We start from the raw sequence: 18359 nt of genomic DNA, 5'->3' as shown, positions 1-18359 counted from the left end.
CGTTCAAAGAAGGACCAACGCCCATGACAATCCAGAGAATGGACAACGTCCTGATCGTCGTCGACGATCTCGAAGCGGTAAAAGCGTTCTTTATCGAACTAGGCCTCAAACTCGAAGGCCAAACCACCGTTGAAGGGCCCGCGGTCGGGAGCCTCATAGGGCTTGGAGACGTCCGGTCCACGATCGCGATGCTGCGCACGCCCGACGGGCAGGGAATAGAGCTGGATAAATTCCACACGCCAGACGCGGTCAGGTTCGGCCCCGTGGATGCGCCGGTAAACACCTTGGGTCTTCGTCGCATCATGTTTGCCGTCGTTGGTATCGACGCTGTCGTGGCGCGGATGCAGGCCCATGGCGCCGAACTCATTGGCCGGATGCAGTACGAGACTTCGTACCGGCTCGCCTATCTGCGTGGGCCTGAGGGCATTATCGTCGGGCTTGCCGAGCAGTTTTTCTCAGCCAACAGTTGAAACATGATTGATAGCTAAGTGCCATCTTACGATAATCTCGGCCCCCTCCACTCATGCAAGGAAATGCCGTGAAAAAGTCCCTCCTGTTCGTCCCGCTACTCGCGCTGCTGTTGCAAGGTTGTGGTGTCACCATGACGCGTTATGAGCCGAGTTACGAGAACGTCCAACAACTCAAGCAGACCCCACCACTGCACTCAATCAGCAATGCTCAGGTGAAGGCGGACGCTGGCCAGGGCTCGCTGAGTGTTCGGGCCAATCCGATCAGCTCGCCCAGTGGCAGCATCCCTCTGCATATTCAGGAGGCCATCAACGAAGAACTGCGCCGAGCGGGCCTGCTGGATACGCAAGCACAGCGGCACCTGGATGTATTGCTGGTCAAGAATGAGCTGACGGCAGGCGTGAGTACCGGTACCGGCCAGCTCGCTGCCCGTTTTACTTTGCTCAAGGGCAATGAGGTGGTTTACGACGCGACCAAGGACGTGAGCCGCCAGTGGGACAGCAGTTTTTTCGGAGCCATTGCGATCCCGAACGCCGCCAATGCCTACAACCCGATGGTTCGTGATTTGCTGAAGACCTTGTACAGCGACCCGCAGTTCATACAGGCCCTGAAATGAGGGTAAAAAAGAGCCGCAATGGCGGCTCTTTTTTCATCAGATCCGTGACACCCCGGAATCGAGTGCCGAATATTTCAGGCTCTTGCTCTCTACCATTTGTTTGAGCAACGCATTGACCTGGCGGCTGAAGGTATCGCTAATCGCCGCTTTCGGGGTATTGCCCATCAAAGGCACAAACCAGATACCGATCCAGGTATTGATCGAGTCATGGTTACTGGCATTGCTGATTGCCAGCCCTTGTTGGTCAAGCGCCTCGAGACTCATGGTGTATTGATCAGTGGCCATCGAAGGGATGACGGTCATGGTGAGCCCACTGATAAAGGCCATGACAAGCTGACCACCACCAGGCGGGTGGTTGTAAACCTTGAGGCGCAGGTTGTAATCCCCAGGCTGCTTCTGGAATTCATCCAGCGTGACACGACCAAAGAGCCCGGAATCGCTCAGCACTTTTTGTAGTTCAGGCTTGAGCATGTCGCGGGCTTGGGGCATTTCAACGGCTGAGGCGCTTTTTGGCGCGCCTTGGTAGAAATCAAAGTCCACATACACATTCGGCTTGTTCGAATAGCTCGACATGGACGGCAGATTCACCGGTGCCACTTCATCCTTGGTAAAGCTGGCACAACCGCTCAACCCTAGCACCAGGGCCAACCCCAGAATTTTTCCCATTTGCATGATGGCTTCCTAAAATGATGGCATAGCGCCTCCATAGCCGGAGTGCTGGGCGGATTCTAGAGAGTGCGCGGTGATTGCAAAAGGCCATATCCCAGAAAATTGGCTGAAAAACAGAAAAACGCAGATTTATTTTCCATAGCCCTGATCGTCTGCTACGGGTCGATTACTGCCCTTCGCGACAGGCAGCAATCGGCCAAAAGCAGTCATTCAGATGTGACTAGTTTTTTGATAGTGAAAGATTGGTGTATCCAGACGCTTCCTCAGGGAGGCAGGAGATGACCTTGCACAAATACTTCAGCAAAGGCTGCTGAGCTTGGCTCAAAGGCTTCCCGATAAGTGGCTACTTTATTACTTTGGAAATGCTAGGAGGGCGACTATCTTTGTAGTGGCAAATCGCCTACATGAGGAAGTCGTCCATGGGATTTACGATCTGCTACAGCTTTCAAGGCAAAAGAAAGGTCATTGAGCATTCTGACGATAACCTGACTCCACACGACGCTGTGTGCTATGCGTTTTTCCATTCGGGCACTGTTTTACTTGAAAGACCATCGGGCTGGGTGGGCAGCTATTCAGACATGACTGAGTTAGCTGAACGATTCGGCATCACCGATGTGATGTGGCATCAGTCAATAACCCAACCCAATCTTTCAGGAGATGAGTCCCCCCGGATTTTCTAATTGCCCTGCACGTGCCTATGTGGACTGCGTGGTTGCCATCAGGCCCTCTGGCTGTGGTCGCATAAATTTCGGTGAGAATTGCACAGAAAAATCTGAGCCCCACCTGGGTACGAAGGTGAGCTTCGCCCAACCATGATCTGATCGATTCGAGCCCGCCATGATCGACGCAAGTCCACCCAGAGCTGCCCTTCGCGGAAGGCAGCCCGCGGCCAGAAGCGGTAACTCGGCGAGTCTTCGAAACTAGGGGCGATTCATTACAAAACTATTCCATCTTTCCCATACTTCAGGCGTCCTGCCAGCTCCACTGCTAACCAGCCAGAACTCTGCCGCTACGCTGAAATCTCTACGGAGAATTCACGATGTCAGCACAGATCTACTCCCATCCCTGCTATTCAAGATCAACGAAAATATGAGATCCCGTCAGAGCGACTCGGCTTCTGCAGTTGTCATCACTCGGTTCGTCACCCACATGGTTGCCACGATTATCGCCAGGCTCACCACCAACGTGATTGCCATGGTCGTCTCCAGGCTCGCCGCCAATATGATTGCCATGATCGTCCCCGGGCTGGCCACCAACATGAATGCCATGATCATCGCCAGGCTCTCCACCAACGTGATTTCCATGATCATCGCCCGCTTCAGCATGGTTGCTGCTGCGACCTGAACTCGAAACCCCACTGTAGTCGTTGCCCGCAACGCCATGGCTGCTGCCACTATTATTACCGCCGTTACCAGCATGACCGCCACTACCATCACTACCACCGCTGCCGCCACCATTTCCGTTACCGCCGCCGCTTCCACCATGTCCGCCTGCACCTCCGCTTCCGCCGCCGTTTCCACCGTGGCCACCGCCGCCTCCATTTCCGCCGCCACTCCCTCCATTTCCGCCGTGTCCACCGCCTCCACCATTGCCATTGCCGCCGCCTTCTTTAGCGTAAGCACTGGAGCCATGAGAAATCGAATCCGGAACCAAAACGATGGACGCCGACAGCACACCACCAATGACCATCGCCAATTAAGCCCTGTTGAACAGCCTATGAATTTACATTTTCCGTCTCCTGGTCATTACCGTGAGAAACGCCAAATCAGTCGGAAATCGGTATAAATTTTTCGGCAACTTTCTCGTGGGATTTTTTCCCACGCTTAATAATTAGACCTCTTTAGACAGTGGTTCAAGCGGCGCACAGAAAAGTCGACCAGTGGTTGGCCCGCAAAAAATTTAAAAATGACTTACAACGAGGTGAGCCTTTTCAGACGGGGTAGGCACCTACCGCCATAGGCAGCAGCTAAGCTTCAAGATGAAAGAAAACTGACGATTGGAGGACGTCTATTCAAGCTCGAAGTACAGTTTGGCAAGCGCCTGCTAAATGGCCGACTGCCATTCCTCATGATCGGCAGGAAGCGGCCAGCCTCTGCCTGTTGCCAATGTCGGCGTTGGATTGCAGCCCTTCACGACAGGCAGCAACCGGCCTATAGCGGTCAGTCGACTGACTAGCCTGAGATGGTTAAGCTGGCGTGTTTTCAAGCGCAGGGCTGGACGCATGACAGAGAAATACCAAGGAAGCTGTCTATGCGCAGCCGTCAGTTACGAGCTACTCACTCCACCAAAATCAGTGAGTCATTGTCATTGCAGCCAGTGTCGCAAAGGTCACGGAGCAGCATTCGCTTCGTACGGCAGCGTTCCCCGCAAATCGCTACGGATACTTGGCGGCGCCACCAGCATCAAAACCTATGCATCCTCTGAGACGGTGTTACGCGAGTTTTGCGAGACCTGTGGATCTACGTTGTTCTGGTCACGATTTCAAGGCGAATTTACCGACTGGATTTCGATAGCACTGGGCACGCTCGACACGTCTTTCATGCCTCAAAAGCAAAAACACATTCATGTCGACTCCGCAGCCCACTGGTACACATCACCCAGATTATGTCCCTGGGACGGACTATCTATATTGGGTCGTTCTCTGCCGGTATTGTCCGCGAATTGTGCTGGTTAAATCTGATGCAAATGACTTCTCAGACCGAATGTAAATGGGTGGGCAAGTCGGTGAAGTTACCCAGTGACGAATGCCAACTACTCGCTCACACCTTAAAATTGGCAATCAGCCCGTGCAGATCGCGCGTCATAATCGCAACCTCATTGCTGATGTTTACCGTGCTGACTGCCTGGCTCGCCGTAGACTCACTCAGAGCTTTAATCTCAAAAGTATTCTGCTCGACGCCCTGCACAACACTGGCCTGCTCCTCTGTGGCTGAAGCGATCTGGATATTCTGATCGATGATTTGAGTCATGCCGCAGGTAATCTCATCAAAGAAACCAGCGGCTCGGGTCACTTCGTCTACCGTCGCGGATGCATTGCTATGACAACTGCGAATTGTCGCGACCGCGTTGATCACCTCTTGCTGTAGACGGCTAATGTTGGCGTGAATCTCACCTGTCAACTTATGCGAATGAATCGCAAGGCTTCGTACTTCATCAGCGACGACCGCAAAACCTCGGCCTTGATCCCCAGCCCGGGCCGCCTCGATGGCGGCATTGAGTGCGAGCAGATTTGTCTGTTCGGAAACACTTTTGATAAGACCTACTGCTTTCGAGATGGCCTGACTTTCGTTCTCCACTGCGTTAATTGAAGCCAGCGAGTCGTTTAGCTCATGGAATAAGTTATTGATTCCAGCCATCGCCCGGCCAACCTGGATACTACCGTCGCGACATTTTTGACCTGCTTGGCTTGCTTTGTCGGCCGTGGTGTTGGAACTGGCACTAACCTCTTGCACGCTACTCACCAACTCGACCATTGAGGTCGCAATCAGCTCTAATCTGGATGATTGCTGTTCTGTGCTTTGCTGCGATGACAGCGCATGCTCGCTGACATGCACAGCCTTGTCTTGTGTGGAAGAGGAGAAGTTTTTCACTTCGGATATCAATTCACGCATACGGACTTGCATGAGGTTGAAGTCTTGCGCAAGGTCACCCAGTTCATCGCGCCCCAATGACTTTATGCCGTGCCGCAGATCGCCTTGAGCAAGGAGACGCGTTACTCCAGAGATTTCGCGGATAGCCTGACGGACAGACAGGTAAAAGCCGATAAACAAATAAATGATCACAATGACTGTTGTCATCAGAACCAATGCCCAGAGCATGAGTTTGTGTTGAAGGTTTGCAAAACGCACACGGAGTTGATGGTCAGCTTGCGCCAACACCGACTGAGTCGCCTGGTCCAGCTTTGCCAGAAAAGGCGTGTAATCGTTGAAACGATCAAGCCATGTACCCATCAGTTTCTGGTAGACCGAGCCAGTTACCGAGTACAGGTCGATGATGCTGGATTTGTATCTGGACTCAGCCTCTTGAGCCGCATTGTCAATGAGCAATCGCACATCGGAATTTACCAACCCATTGTTTCCGGTCTGAACAAAGCGATCAAAATTGTTCAGCTGGTTCACTACAGTCGACTGTGTGGACGAATCCAGGTAGCCAAAGGCAGTGACATAGCTGGCGTAGCTTTGGGTCTGCGCCAGGATCTGGTACAGGGGCAAAATTTCGTCGAGCAGCAGCGCCATGTTGCGATAGACCAGCGGGTCGTCGTCCTGGTTGAGTCGCGCCGAAGCGGAAATTTCCTTAATGGTATTGAAGCGTTTTTGCAGTGCGCGAGCTTGCTCAGTGTATTGCACGCTTAAAAGCTGAGAACTGTCAGCAGTCCGCTCCGGGGAATTCAAAGTTACGATGTGGTCGGAGAAAGGGCTCTTTTTCAGCCATTCATTCAGTCCTGTTGTTTGCTGTTTGAGCAAATCAGCCTGCTTGCTGATTAACTCGGCAATGTCAGGTTTGTTACGCGCATTTGCGACGACCTCAAGACCTGCGACTTCCACTGCTTTTTTGTATTCGGATAAACTTTTTCCGACGGCTTCAAGGCCTTGCAGTTCGAGTTGAGCAGACTGGTGCTCCTGATAAATGCTGGCCAGCTTGTCGAAGGAGAGCCAACAAAAAGGAAGCATGAACACCGTGAAAATCAGCGAAAATTTTTGGGCGTATCGTGCACGGTTCATCAAAGCCAGAACGGGTCTGAACATCACTGCTCCTACACATGTAGATCATTGATTGCGGCAATTGCACGTCAAAAGGCCAACGCTCCTTGTCGGCCTCTTTCTTTTCGCTTAACCGATGGTCATCAGACTTGCGTTACCACCCGCTGCTGCGGTGTTGACGCTTACTGCCCGTTCGATAACCAATCTTTCCAGTGGAATGTCAGATTCACCGGGAGACAAGCCATGAACACTGATAATTGCCCCTGACCTGGAGGCGATCAGTTGGCACAAATGCCGCAACTGATCCGAATGCCCATGATGAAGAACCGCGTCGAACTCAGCCGTCCCGCTGTTCCAGTCAGCGGCGATGCAAATAGTGCGCTGCACGGCCTCGGGAAGCTTATTGAACAACGCCTTGGTTCGCGGACTTTCGACCCACAGGACTTGACTGCCGACGGCAAGCACTGCCGCCAGTTGCACCAATAGATCCGCTTCTGTATCGCCGATGCAAAGCACCCGAGCCCGGGGCAGTATCGTGTATGTATTTCGCTCTCCCGTAGGCCCAGTCAGCAAGCGTGTCGTGCCGCTTTGAGATTCGTTTTCGAATGCATTGCACAGCGCATACAGCGTGCTTTTTTGATTGGCATTTGCCCAATCGACTAAAGACTTCAACGGTAAAAGTAAACTTTCCCGAGCACTCTTCTCTGGGATGCTTTGCCCGTCAGACTCGACAAACGCCTTTGACAAGGCCTGCTCCGGTCTTGTCGACAGAAGGCGGTACATGTATAGCGGTCCACCGGCTTTGGGGCCAGTACCCGATAGCCCCTCCCCACCGAATGGCTGCACTCCGACAACCGCTCCGACGATGTTTCGGTTCACGTAGACGTTGCCTGCATGAACATTGCCAATGACTTTGGCAATGGTTTCGTCGATACGAGTGTGCACGCCCAGCGTCAGCCCGTACCCTGAACCGTTGATGTGGTGGATCAGTTGATCGAGATTCTTGCGGCTGTAACGGACGACGTGTAGTACAGGACCAAAGATTTCCCGCTCAAGTTCGTCGATACTTTCCAATTCGATCAGTGTGGGCTGTACGAACGTGCCTCGCCTGACATCCTCACCTGACATGATTGAGGTCTGGTAAACCGAGCGACCTTTGGCGCGCATGCTTTCAATGTGTTTGTCGATGCCGGCTTTCGCCTCTGCATCGATGACCGGCCCGATATCCACACATAGCCGGTCCGGGTTGCCTTGCCTGCATTCAGCCATCGCGCCCTTCAACATTTCGATCACTCGATCCGCCGAGTCGTCCTGAAGGCAAAGCACCCTCAGAGCAGAGCATCGCTGACCGGCGCTGTCGAACGCAGAAGCCACAACGTCAATAACGACTTGCTCGGTCAAAGCGGATGAATCGACGATCATTGCGTTCTGCCCACCCGTTTCCGCAATCAACGGAACCGGACGGCCTAGAGCGTCGAGGCGCCCGGCGATATTTTTTTGCAGCAGGCGGGCGACCTCCGTCGACCCGGTAAACATGACACCTTTGACCCGGTCATCACTGATCAACGCTGCACCAATGACACTGCCACGACCCGGCAAAAGCTGCAGCACACCGCTTGGAATACCGGCCTCGAGCAAGATGCACACGGCTTGTGCGGCGATCAATGAAGTTTGCTCAGCTGGCTTGGCCAGCACTGGATTGCCGGCCGCCAATGCGGCAGCAACCTGTCCGGTAAAAATCGCCAGCGGGAAGTTCCAGGGGCTGATGCATACGACCGGACCCAATGGCCGATGGGAGTCATTGGTAAAATCCCTGCGCGCTTGCGCGGCGTAATATCGAAGAAAGTCGACAGCCTCTCGCACTTCCGCAATGGCATTGGCGAAGGTTTTACCGGCCTCTCGCACCAGTAACCCCATGAGCGGTTGAATGTCAGCCTCCATCAGATCCGCTGCCCGCTCCAGTATTTGAGCGCGCTCGCTGACAGGTGTTGCCTGCCAGATAGGGGCGGCGCTGATCGCATATCCTAGCGCCTGTTCAACATCCTCAAGGTCAGCCAGCTGAACGCGACCGACTACGTCACGCAAATCCGAAGGATTACAGACTGGCTTCAGATCACCGGATCGACCAACTCCGCCTAACATCGGCGCAGCCGTCCACTCAGTGTTCGCCGTGGCGAGCAACGCACAAGAGAGTGAGGCCAGGCGATGTTCATTCGCCAGGTCGATCCCGGCGGAGTTCGCTCGATCCGCTCCATACAAATCCCGTGGCAACGGAATTTTTGGATGAGGCAGACCATAGGTTCCATCCTCAAAGGCCATCGCATCCACCGTCAGCACCGGATCGGAAATCAACTCCTGAATTGTGATCGAATGGTCAGCGATGCGGTTGACGAATGAGGTGTTCGCGCCGTTTTCGAGCAGACGACGAACCAGATACGCCAGTAGAGTTTCATGGGTTCCTACGGGGGCATAGACCCGGCATGGCCTGTTGAGCTTGCCTTCGGACACCTTGCCGACGACCTGTTCATAGAGCGGTTCGCCCATGCCGTGAAGGCATTGGAACTCATACTGCCCGGGGTAATAGTTCTGGCCCGCGATGTGATAAATCGCTGACAGCGTATGGGCATTGTGCGTCGCAAATTGCGGATAAATGGCTTCAGGGACGGCCAGCAGTTTACGTGCACACGCGATATAGGAAACGTCGGTATACACCTTGCGGGTATAGACCGGATAACCTTCAAGCCCCTCGACTTGAGCACGCTTGATTTCACTGTCCCAGTACGCGCCCTTCACCAGCCGGATCATAAGACGATGACGACTTCGGCGTGCCAGATCGATTACACAGTCGATCACATAGGGACAGCGTTTCTGATAAGCCTGAATGACAAAACCGATGCCATTCCAGCCTGCCAGTTCCGGTTCGAAGCAAAGCCGCTCGAGCAGGCCCAGCGACAGTTCCAGGCGATCGGCCTCTTCAGCGTCGATGTTCAAACCGATGTCGTAACGCTTGGCCAACAGCGTCAACGAAAGCAGGCGCGGATAAAGCTCGGCCATCACGCGATCATATTGCGCGCGGCTGTAGCGCGGGTGCAGTGCCGAGAGCTTTATGGAGATGCCTGGCCCTTCGTAGATTCCCCTCCCGTGAGAAGCCTTGCCGATGGCATGGATGGCTTGGGTGTAGGACGCCAGGTACTTTTGTGCGTCGTGCTCGGTCAGGGCGGCTTCGCCCAGCATGTCATAAGAATAGCGAAAACCCTTGGACTCGAATCGTGTGGCATTGGCCAGCGCCTGGGCGATGGTTTCGCCGGTGACAAACTGCTCACCCATGACCCGCATCGCCATGTCCACGCCTTTGCGGATCAACGGCTCCCCGCCTTTGCCGATAATGCGCGTGAGCGTCGAAGTCATGCCGGTTTCGCTGTGGGTGGAGACCAGTTTCCCGGTCAACAAAAGCCCCCACGTCGCCGCGTTCACGAATAGCGAGCCGCTTTTACCGATATGCGTCTGCCAGTTGACATTGCTGACTTTGTCGCGGATCAACGCATCTCGCGTGCCCTTGTCCGGAATGCGCAGGAGCGCTTCGGCAAGGCACATCAAGGCGACGCCTTCCTGCGATGAAAGCGAGAACTCCTGAAGCAAACCTTGCACGAGCCCCGCCCGCCCGCTGGCGTTCTTCTGATTGCGCAGCTTTTCGGCAATGCCGGCGGCCAGTCTGGTTGTCGATGAGGCCATCTCTGAAGACAGCCGTGCTTGTTCCAGCAGCATCGGCACCATTTCTTCTTCAGGCCGCCGATAGGCTGAAGTAATCGCCGCTCTCAGCACTGACTGCGGATGGATGTTTTCTGCCAGATCCAGAAAGGGCTGACAGGCCGTCTCCACCACCAGTTCACCTTGTTCTTCCGGATCGCCGAGATGCGTGCCCAGGAGCTCATCCAACGTGACGCCGCCTTCAAGCCTTTCCAGACAATTGAAGAGCGCCTGCTTGATCAACCAGTGCGGGGTTCGATTAATCGATGCAGCAGCAGATTTGAGACGCTCGCGGGTCAGGTCGTCGAGTTTCACACCGAGGGTAGTCGCCATTATTAGAGCCCAGCCAAGGAAACCGTTAAAAGGAAAATGGAGCGGTCGTAGACCGAATTGAAGACGCACAAATGCGACACTCCTGGTAACTTCAGCGTGCTCAAAGGCAATGGTTGCTACCAGGTGAAATGACGCTTTACGCGCCACCACCGCGGTTACCGCATCAACCGGTAACCGCGTGTTCGCCGCTCTCATTGCAAGAGCGTGATCTTCAGAGTACCGAGCGTAGAAAGTCTGCTGTTTCAGCTTTTTCCGGACGGTCGAAGATCTGTTCGGGCGTTCCTAACTCGTGGATCAGCCCTTTATGGAAATACGCCACACGGTCCGACACCTCGCGGGCAAAGCGCATTTCATGGGTGACCACGATCATCGTCATTCCTTCATGGGACAACATGCGCAAGGTATCTAGCACCTCACCAACCAGTTGCGGGTCCAGCGCAGATGTCACCTCGTCGAACAACATGTAGTCCGGCGACATAGCTAGCGCGCGAGCGATCGCCATCCGCTGCTGTTGTCCACCCGACAGACGCGCTGGAAACGTCGTCAGTTTTTCACCCAGACCAACGTGCCTGAGTTTTTCGACAGCGATCGCCTCGGCTTCCTGCTTCGACTTGCCCAGGACTTTTCGCGGGGCAAGCATCACATTCTCGAGAACTGTCATATGGGGAAAGGCATTCCATTGCTGAAACACAATTCCGATCTTTTGCCGAAGTTTATTGAGGTCGGTTTTTTTCGAATGAACATGAATGCCATCGACGCTGATACGACCTTGCTGGATATCCTCCAGTCCATTGATACACATCAACATGGTCGACTTGCCGGAACCAGAACCACCGATCATTGATAACACTTCGCCCTTGTTCACGCTCAGGCTGACACCCTTGAGAACATGCAAGGCGCCAAAGTTTTTATGTACGTCTTCAATTTTAATCATTGTATTTGCCACCTTTTCTCAAGACGAGCACCGAGTCTCGCAATGGGGAAGCTCATTAAGAAGTAGATCACGCCGGTAATTGCCAGAATAGTCAGCGGTTCCTGGATTCGGGTTGTGACAATCTGCGAGCTGCGTAGCAGTTCGATAATGCCGATCCATAACACCAGCGATGTATCTTTCATGATGCCGAGGGCCAGACCGATCCAGCTCGGGAACACGATCCTGGTGGCAATCGGCAAAGTGATCGAGACCACTTCCTGACGCCAGGTCAAACCCAGCGATCGTGCTGCGCGGCGGGTTGTCGTCGGTACTGCCGCCACCCCGCTCCTGACGATTTCGGTACACAGTGCGGCGGCATAAACCCCGAGGCAAATGCATGCAACCACATAAGTTGGCCAATTCAGGCGAAACATGCTGTTGAACGAATTGAATATGACCAATTGAATCAACAGTGGCACCGAACGGAAGATATCCAGTACCCAGCCGAGGGGGGAACTTATCCACCACGCGGCACCAGCCCTGATCACACCGAACAGCGTGCCGAACAAAGTACCTATACCGACCGCTGCCAAAGTAATAGCGATAGTGACAACAGCACCCTTCAATAAAAACAGGATGTCGCTCCACGCTAATGTCCCTTCAAAAAACATGGCGCACCTCTCAATAACGAAACAGGCGCCAAGCGAATAGCCGCGCGCAAATCGTGAATATTTTCGATATCAGGTAGTACAGGCAAGCTGCGACGAAGAAGTACTCGAATGTCCGATAAGTCATGACATTAAGTTGCTGAGTAACACCCGTCAGGTCGCTCGTCAGGCCAACGATGGTACCGAGAGAAGTCATCAGAATTGACCAGACCATCTGGTTGGTCATGGCATGGAACACCGCACGCAACATTTGCGGAAGCACGATGTGCCATAGCGTCTGAACCGCCCCCATGCCTAGCGAACGAGCCGCCCGAACTTGCGTTTCCGGGACGGCAGAGAAACCGCCCCGGAAAGTTTCTGCCAGATAACCTGCGTTATTGAACGTAATACCGAGCAAGAGTGCATAGTACGAGTCGATACCCACTCCAATGGAGCCCAGCCCAAAATAGACCATGTAAATCTGAAACAGAGCCGGGGTATTGCGAGCCGTTTCAATCCACAAACTGGCCAGACCTGAAAGGGATTTGTTACCCGATCGTTTTGCAAGCGCCAACAGGACTGCTATCACCGTACCAATTGCCATCGCCAGGGTGGCAATCTCCAAGGTGACTAGCGCTCCCGACAACATCTCCGGAAGCGACTCCAAAACCGGGCGCCACTGGAAGGTATAAGACATACGATTACCTTTTTTTACGCGAAAGGTTTTTGTTATTCCGGAACGAGTGCTCCGTTTTCCTTAACGATAGGTACCTTTGACAGTCAGATCCGGAGCCGGCCCGCCTTCTGCTCCCACCCATTTCGCATAGAGTTCGGCATATCGACCGGAGCGAACCTGGCGGTTGAGGAAAAGATTCACGTAGTTGAGCAGTCCCAGTTCCTGGCGCTGCACGAGAAACGCACAGTAGTCCGGGTCGACAGGAGCATCACCGACGATTTTCAGACCTGGGTATTTCCCCGATTTGATGACGTGGGTGGCGATCGTCGCGGTGGTGTACGTCGCATCGATCTTCTTCTGGCTGAGCGCCAGAAAGCTGTCCGATTGGGACTGGAAGGTCAGCATCTTGGTTGCCGGATCGTTGATCTTTTGCACCGTCTCTTTCAGAGCGGTCGTTTCGTAGGCCCCTGCCGGGCCTCCCACCGTATGTCCCTTGAAATCGGCGACGCTTTTAATACCGGAGTCTTCGCGGGCAAGAATGATCGTGTTGAAGACGAAATAGGGAATCGAGAAACCGATCGTTCTTGCACGTTCAAGCGTGTCAGAAGCCACGGCGATGCCCACATCCGCACGACCAGACAGAACCGCAGGGATACGATCCGGATCCGGGGTGTCGACGATTTCAGCCTTCACGCCAAGGGCGGCAGCCATATCGTTGCAATAATCCACGTCGAAGCCGATCGGCTTGTTGTCCTTGTCACGGGAACCGTTGGGCGGGAAATCGAGTTCCACCGCACAGCGCAGCTTGCCCGACGAAATGATGTCGTCCAACTGGTCTGCATGAACGGCGGTGGTACCCAAAGCAGCGAAGGCTGCGGCCAGGATGAGTTGGTTGATGCGCATTTTTTGTTCCCCTCGTTTGTTGGCTGAACTCAGAAACAAGATACGCTTATTTTAGCGTATCTTGGATATCGTATACGTATTATCGGGGCAGTAAAATTACAGCTCTTAGATCGTTATTGTTGGTCTCACTGGACTAGAAAACCGTAGGTAAGAGGATCCGTCTCGTCGATGACCCAATTGGCGTAGCCACAGATATGGGCCTTTCCGCTCACTTCAGGGATAACCGCTTCCAATGTGCCGACCTTGGTTTCGCTGAGCACGCGCCCTTTAAACACCGTGCCGATGATGGACTCGTTGACCAATGCATCGGAGGCCGACAGTTCGCCACGCAGATAAAGTTGCGCAACTCGGCCGGCAGTGCCCGATCCAGTCGGCGACCGGTCAATCGCACGATCCGCATACACACAGCAGTTAGCCTGGGTTGAACCCTCATGACGCGGATCGCCATACACCATGACGCCATACACGTCATTGAATTCTGGGATTTCAGGGTGGATGAAAGAACCCCGTGCATTAATGGCGGTTTTGATTTCATAGCCAAACTGGGTAATCGTCGACAGGTCTTTCTCGCGGATGGCAATGTTGTGCGGCCTGCCATCGACGTAAAAATAAGTCGCGCCGCCATAGGCAATATCACCCGTCACGTCGCCAAAAGTCGGCGTGCTTACCGTCACGTCTCGCTCGAAGATGAATGACGCCACATTGACGAAACGTACCGCCCCCGTCCGCGAGCCATCCCACTCGACAAACGCCTCGATGAACCCGCATGGCGCGTCGATACCTACGCGGGTCTCAGGGGATTTGCGTTCGATCCAACCCAACTCCACGGCGGCCGTAGCCAGCGCAATGACACCGTGACCGCAGTGAGGGCTGTAGCCCATGTTGTTGAGGAAAATGATGCCGAAATCGGCGTCTTCACTCACTGGCTCGGTGAGAAACCCACCATACAGATCTTTGTGACCACGAGGCTCAAGCATCAGGGCTCGCCGGTAATGGTCGGCGTTCTGTTGCAGCCAGGTACTGCGCTCGACAATGGTTGCGCCAGGCACTTTGGGTAATCCCTGGGTAACAAGACGGAATGTCTCCCCACTCGTGTGCAACTCAACCGTGGCAAATGATCGTTCGTACTGCATTCGTATTCTCCATATCTCAGGGTTGCGAAAGCTGGTAATGGCTTGGACAGATCGCCATTTCAGATATGGTATACGATAAACTATATTCGTCAACTGTCAATTGGGTCGAGACCGCTGCCCAGGGACGACCAGGACGCGAATACCTAAAAGGGCTTCGGAGAAGGGAAAAAGCGTCAAGCCGCGAACAGTCATGATGTCGTTGACAGGGGCGATAAGGTATACGATATTCGATAAAAACATCAGGTAGCAGGTGTATGGCCCACTCAAATATCGATTTCCCGGCAGTGATCGGCTACGTAACGCCGCTGAGCGCGCAGCCCGGGGGACTGCTCGAATTCAAAATTTCCTCGGCAGGTGATCGGGACATTTGCGCCAGAGTTGTCCGGCTGGATTGCTGCGACCCCAATCCACAGGGCCCAGGCTTAAAAAGCGTGGAAGTAGATTTCGGCCTCGACGAAAGCTATCGCGCGACCGAACAAAAGACTTATTTGGGATCATGTGCAATCGCCCCCCTGCCGGTTATCCCCGAAGCTCACAGCCTGAAACTGTCGCTACTGATCAAACCCACATTATTCAGCACCACCGACCAGGTGATCTTTTCACTACAGGATGAGACTGGAACGTCGGGCTTCGCATTAATCCTCAACGAAGGCACGCTGGTTTTAAAAAGGCTGGGGATGCACACCCGCCGGGAGCTCGACCTTCGCCTGGAGATCAACCGATGGAGCGAGCTGGAAATCAGCTTCGCCTTGGATAAGGTAATCCTCCGCTCGACACTTTTGATCAACGGACACACTGTCGAGTCCGACGTACCGATGGAGGGGCTTCTAGCCGTACTCAAAAACACTAGCCATCTGTGTCTTGCAGCAATCTGGTGCGGCTATCCTGAGGATTGCTTCAACGGCTCCATCGAAGCGCCCTGCCTGAGCAGTTCCCCGCTTTTCTCCACAACTGATTCTGAAGTGCTTGCACGCTGGTCTTTCGCCAATGACGCGTACAGCCAAACGATCAAAGACGACATTGATTCCTCGCGCAATCTCACTCTGGTCAACATGCCAATGCGCGGCGTGCGCTCTTCGGGTTGGACCGGCCGCAATATGGACTGGAAAACAGCACCTGACGAATATGCAGCCATTACCTTCCACGCTGATGACCTGAGCGACTGTGAATGGAGCACGACCCTGGCGGTTCGAGTGCCTACAGGTGTGCCATCAGGTGTTTACGGACTGATTGTCGACAACCGGTCAGGTAGCGATACCATCCCGTTTTACGTTTTGCCTGGCGCAGACTCGCCTCGCCGAAAAATCCTCTTTCTGGCACCCACATTCACCTACCAGGCCTACGCGAACCACACGCGCGGAACATTCGCAGGCGCGTTGCAAGACCGTGTCAGAGAGTGGAACGCCTATCCGCATAATCCGGATGTCATCGGCACCTTTGGATACTCAAACTACAACCGTCATCCCGATGGTTCAGGGATTACCCTCTCCTCCCGTCTGCGGCCAATCATGACCATGCGCCCTGCCTATCTGGTCTACCTCGACGAGCATGGTTCGGGGATGCGTGGCTTCGCCTCTGACTCGCATTTGACCGACTGGTTGAACGCCAGGGGCTTCGAGTTCGATGTCATCACCGATGAGGACCTCGATCGTGAAGGTGTTGATGCCTTGGCGCACTACGATGTCGTGTTGACCGGCACTCAGCCTGAATACCACACGCGCCGTACGCTGGAAGCGCTGATAGCCTATCGCGAGGGCGGCGGAAAATTGATGTATCTCGGCGGCAACGGCTTCTACTGGAAAATCGGTCGCGATCCACAGCACCCTCATTTGATCGAGGTGCGTCGAGCGGAAGGAGGCATGCGGGTCTGGGCCAGCCAGCCCGGCGAGTACTACCACCAACTCGATGGCGAGTACGGGGGCTTGTGGCGCCGCAACGGCATCGCACCACAACAAGTCGTCGGCGTGGGCTTCACCGCCGAGGGTGCGTTCGAAGGGACATACTACGTCCGCACCCGGGAATCGTTTCACAGTGAACTGGCCTTCCTGTTCGAAGGCATCCCTTCTGAACAGAAAATCGGCGACTTCGGTCTTTCAGGAGGCGGCGCTGCCGGGTTCGAGATCGACCAAGTCTGTTCGGACCTAGGAACTCCGGACTTCGTGACGGTAATTGCCGCTTCCGAAGGTCATGGCCCGACCTTTGAAACCACCTTCGAAGAACTACTGCTTCCGGGCATCTTCGATGGTGGCCCGCGACCTTACGGTGGCATCCGCTCGAACATCGTCTACGGCATAGATGAGAACGGTGGCGGTCTGTTTTCGGTTGGGTCGATCACCTTTTGCGGCAGCCTCTCGCACAACCACTACGACAACAACGTGTCGCGCCTACTGGAAAATTGCTTGCGCAAATTCCTCGAACTCTCATGCAGTTCCGATGAGCTGCTGCAAAAACCACCTCACTCCACCACCACTTCAAATGATGAATAACGCCATGACAGATGAACTTCTTGCCGTGCGCATGGACTTCGACGAGCTTGTTTTGTTGCTGAGAAAAATCTTTATCAGCCACGGGACATCCGCCTTCGTCGCCGACATCCTGGCCGCCAACTGTGCAGGCTGCGAGCGAGATGGTGCACTCAGCCATGGCATCTTCCGCATGCCAGGTTATGTGGCCTCATTGAAAACAGGCTGGGTGGATGGGCGAGCCGATGCGGAGGTGAGCCTCGTAAGTCCCTCGTTCATCCGTATTGATGCCTGCAACGGATTCGCTCAACCAGCACTGGCCGCCGCTGCGGGTGCCATTGATGAGGCGATCGAACGCACCGGCGTAGCCGTCGTCGCCATCCGTAACTCCCACCATTTCAGCGCGCTCTGGCCAGACGTTGAACCGTTCGCACGCAAAGGACTGGTCGCGATCAGCTTTGTCAACGGCCTGGCCAATGTCGTCCCGCACGGCGGACACACAGCGGTTTTCGGCACCAACCCGATTGCCTTCGCAACGCCGGTTGCCGACGCCGAACCACTTGTGGTGGATCAGGCAACCAGCGTCATGGCCAACGGCGAAGTTCGCCTTCATGCGTTGGACAACCAACCACTTCCGCCGGGTACCGGCGTCGACAGCTCAGGCGCCGCCACTACCGACCCACATGCGGTGCTGGCTGGCGGAGCATTGAACACATTCGGCGGGTACAAGGGCTCTTCTATCGCACTCATGGTCGAACTGTTGGCTGGCGCATTGACCGGAGGGCAATTGTCGTTCGAGAACGACTTTGGCCATTGCGTTGGTGCGCAGACGCCAAAGGCCGGGCAGCTATTGATCGTTATCGACCCGGATCGCGGCGGATCGACCGACTTCAGTCAGCGCGCGGCACTTCTGTGCAAGCACCTGGTGGAGGCTGGTCAAGACCGGCTGCCAGGCGCCCGGCGCTACAAGAACCGGCATACCACACAAACCTCCGGCATTCCCATTGCAAAAAACGCCTTGTCGGAGCTGCTTCAAATGGCTACGGGCGGTGCCGCATCGTCGTCTTGACCGTGGTTACAGACACATTCACC

The 18359-nt window shown here is 54.5% G+C and carries 15 protein-coding genes and 1 pseudogene; 6 read left to right on the top strand and 10 right to left on the bottom strand.

All coding sequences use genetic code 11. The features are described from left to right. Positions 1–23 precede the first annotated feature (23 nt). Positions 24–470, top strand: coding sequence for a VOC family protein (locus tag LAB08_RS11025; RefSeq protein WP_096512177.1), 447 nt, complete (start codon positions 24–26; stop codon positions 468–470). A gap of 68 nt (positions 471–538) precedes the next feature. Then, on the top strand, positions 539–1084 hold the full coding sequence (locus LAB08_RS11020) for a hypothetical protein (RefSeq protein ID WP_096512178.1): 546 nt from the start codon (positions 539–541) through the stop codon (positions 1082–1084). A 36-nt stretch (positions 1085–1120) separates the two neighbouring features. On the opposite strand, the gene LAB08_RS11015 is transcribed toward LAB08_RS11020, so the two are convergent. Next, positions 1121–1756 (bottom strand): hypothetical protein, encoded by a 636-nt coding sequence (locus tag LAB08_RS11015; protein ID WP_096512179.1) that lies wholly within the window; start codon positions 1754–1756, stop codon positions 1121–1123. 416 nt (positions 1757–2172) lie between these two features. Between LAB08_RS11015 and LAB08_RS11010 the strand changes: the two genes are divergently transcribed. After that, positions 2173–2433 (top strand): DUF6555 family protein, encoded by a 261-nt coding sequence (locus LAB08_RS11010; RefSeq protein ID WP_096512180.1) that lies wholly within the window; start codon positions 2173–2175, stop codon positions 2431–2433. Positions 2434–2853: 420 nt separating this feature from the next. On the opposite strand, the gene LAB08_RS11005 is transcribed toward LAB08_RS11010, so the two are convergent. Next, positions 2854–3348: a hypothetical protein gene (locus LAB08_RS11005; RefSeq protein WP_157755723.1), complete on the bottom strand. Its 495-nt coding sequence runs from the start codon at positions 3346–3348 to the stop codon at positions 2854–2856. 626 nt (positions 3349–3974) lie between these two features. Between LAB08_RS11005 and LAB08_RS11000 the strand changes: the two genes are divergently transcribed. Then, the gene (locus tag LAB08_RS11000) at positions 3975–4427 is read left to right on the top strand and encodes a GFA family protein (protein ID WP_096512182.1); all 453 of its coding nucleotides are present in this window, start codon (positions 3975–3977) and stop codon (positions 4425–4427) included. Between the two features lie 85 nt (positions 4428–4512). On the opposite strand, the gene LAB08_RS30760 is transcribed toward LAB08_RS11000, so the two are convergent. The 8 genes and pseudogenes from LAB08_RS30760 to lhpH form a co-directional block, all read right to left on the bottom strand. After that, entirely contained in the window at positions 4513–5226 is a 714-nt protein-coding gene (locus LAB08_RS30760; RefSeq protein ID WP_436799357.1) for a methyl-accepting chemotaxis protein, read from the bottom strand. A 144-nt stretch (positions 5227–5370) separates the two neighbouring features. Then, positions 5371–5550, bottom strand: a pseudogene (locus LAB08_RS30755) (HAMP domain-containing protein); the annotation flags it as partial. A gap of 1032 nt (positions 5551–6582) precedes the next feature. Beyond that, positions 6583–10536: a trifunctional transcriptional regulator/proline dehydrogenase/L-glutamate gamma-semialdehyde dehydrogenase gene (gene putA, locus LAB08_RS10990; protein WP_096515460.1), complete on the bottom strand. Its 3954-nt coding sequence runs from the start codon at positions 10534–10536 to the stop codon at positions 6583–6585. A gap of 208 nt (positions 10537–10744) precedes the next feature. Then, positions 10745–11467: an amino acid ABC transporter ATP-binding protein gene (locus LAB08_RS10985; protein ID WP_096512184.1), complete on the bottom strand. Its 723-nt coding sequence runs from the start codon at positions 11465–11467 to the stop codon at positions 10745–10747. Then, entirely contained in the window at positions 11464–12117 is a 654-nt protein-coding gene (locus tag LAB08_RS10980; protein ID WP_096512185.1) for an amino acid ABC transporter permease, read from the bottom strand. Before LAB08_RS10980 ends, LAB08_RS10985 begins: the two co-directional genes overlap by 4 nt. 10 nt (positions 12118–12127) lie before the next feature. Then, positions 12128–12790, bottom strand: a complete 663-nt coding sequence (locus LAB08_RS10975; RefSeq protein ID WP_096512186.1) for an amino acid ABC transporter permease — start codon at positions 12788–12790, stop codon at positions 12128–12130. Positions 12791–12850: 60 nt separating this feature from the next. Continuing rightward, positions 12851–13672: a transporter substrate-binding domain-containing protein gene (locus LAB08_RS10970; RefSeq protein WP_096512187.1), complete on the bottom strand. Its 822-nt coding sequence runs from the start codon at positions 13670–13672 to the stop codon at positions 12851–12853. 125 nt (positions 13673–13797) lie between these two features. Then, positions 13798–14805, bottom strand: coding sequence for a trans-3-hydroxy-L-proline dehydratase (gene lhpH, locus LAB08_RS10965; protein WP_096512188.1), 1008 nt, complete (start codon positions 14803–14805; stop codon positions 13798–13800). Positions 14806–15059: 254 nt separating this feature from the next. Between lhpH and LAB08_RS10960 the strand changes: the two genes are divergently transcribed. Together LAB08_RS10960 and LAB08_RS10955 are read left to right on the top strand one after the other, a co-directional pair. Further along, positions 15060–17291, top strand: a complete 2232-nt coding sequence (locus LAB08_RS10960) for a N,N-dimethylformamidase beta subunit family domain-containing protein (RefSeq protein ID WP_096512189.1) — start codon at positions 15060–15062, stop codon at positions 17289–17291. 4 nt (positions 17292–17295) lie between these two features. Next, positions 17296–18336 (top strand): Ldh family oxidoreductase, encoded by a 1041-nt coding sequence (locus LAB08_RS10955; RefSeq protein WP_096512190.1) that lies wholly within the window; start codon positions 17296–17298, stop codon positions 18334–18336. Positions 18337–18359: the final 23 nt, after the last annotated feature.

The sequence above is a fragment of the Pseudomonas izuensis genome, from assembly GCF_002356535.2.
GTDB classification, from domain to species: Bacteria; Pseudomonadota; Gammaproteobacteria; order Pseudomonadales; family Pseudomonadaceae; genus Aquipseudomonas; species Aquipseudomonas izuensis.
Note: the sequence above shows the minus strand (reverse complement) of the source record. Positions and strands in the feature narration are given on the sequence as shown.

Bases quoted from the DNA above. Each gene is read 5' to 3' on its own strand.
- LAB08_RS11025 (WP_096512177.1), top strand. From the start codon at position 24: ATGACAATCCAGAGAATGGACAACGTCCTGATCGTCGTCGACGATCTC.
- LAB08_RS10985 (WP_096512184.1), bottom strand. From the start codon at position 11,467: ATGATTAAAATTGAAGACGTACATAAAAACTTTGGCGCCTTGCATGTT.
- LAB08_RS11010 (WP_096512180.1), top strand. From the start codon at position 2,173: ATGGGATTTACGATCTGCTACAGCTTTCAAGGCAAAAGAAAGGTCATT.
- LAB08_RS10970 (WP_096512187.1), bottom strand. From the start codon at position 13,672: ATGCGCATCAACCAACTCATCCTGGCCGCAGCCTTCGCTGCTTTGGGT.
- LAB08_RS11005 (WP_157755723.1), bottom strand. From the start codon at position 3,348: ATGGCAATGGTGGAGGCGGTGGACACGGCGGAAATGGAGGGAGTGGCG.
- LAB08_RS11000 (WP_096512182.1), top strand. From the start codon at position 3,975: ATGACAGAGAAATACCAAGGAAGCTGTCTATGCGCAGCCGTCAGTTAC.
- LAB08_RS10975 (WP_096512186.1), bottom strand. From the start codon at position 12,790: ATGTCTTATACCTTCCAGTGGCGCCCGGTTTTGGAGTCGCTTCCGGAG.
- LAB08_RS10980 (WP_096512185.1), bottom strand. From the start codon at position 12,117: ATGTTTTTTGAAGGGACATTAGCGTGGAGCGACATCCTGTTTTTATTG.
- LAB08_RS11015 (WP_096512179.1), bottom strand. From the start codon at position 1,756: ATGCAAATGGGAAAAATTCTGGGGTTGGCCCTGGTGCTAGGGTTGAGC.
- lhpH (WP_096512188.1), bottom strand. From the start codon at position 14,805: ATGCAGTACGAACGATCATTTGCCACGGTTGAGTTGCACACGAGTGGG.
- LAB08_RS10960 (WP_096512189.1), top strand. From the start codon at position 15,060: ATGGCCCACTCAAATATCGATTTCCCGGCAGTGATCGGCTACGTAACG.
- LAB08_RS10955 (WP_096512190.1), top strand. From the start codon at position 17,296: ATGACAGATGAACTTCTTGCCGTGCGCATGGACTTCGACGAGCTTGTT.
- LAB08_RS30760 (WP_436799357.1), bottom strand. From the start codon at position 5,226: ATGGTCGAGTTGGTGAGTAGCGTGCAAGAGGTTAGTGCCAGTTCCAAC.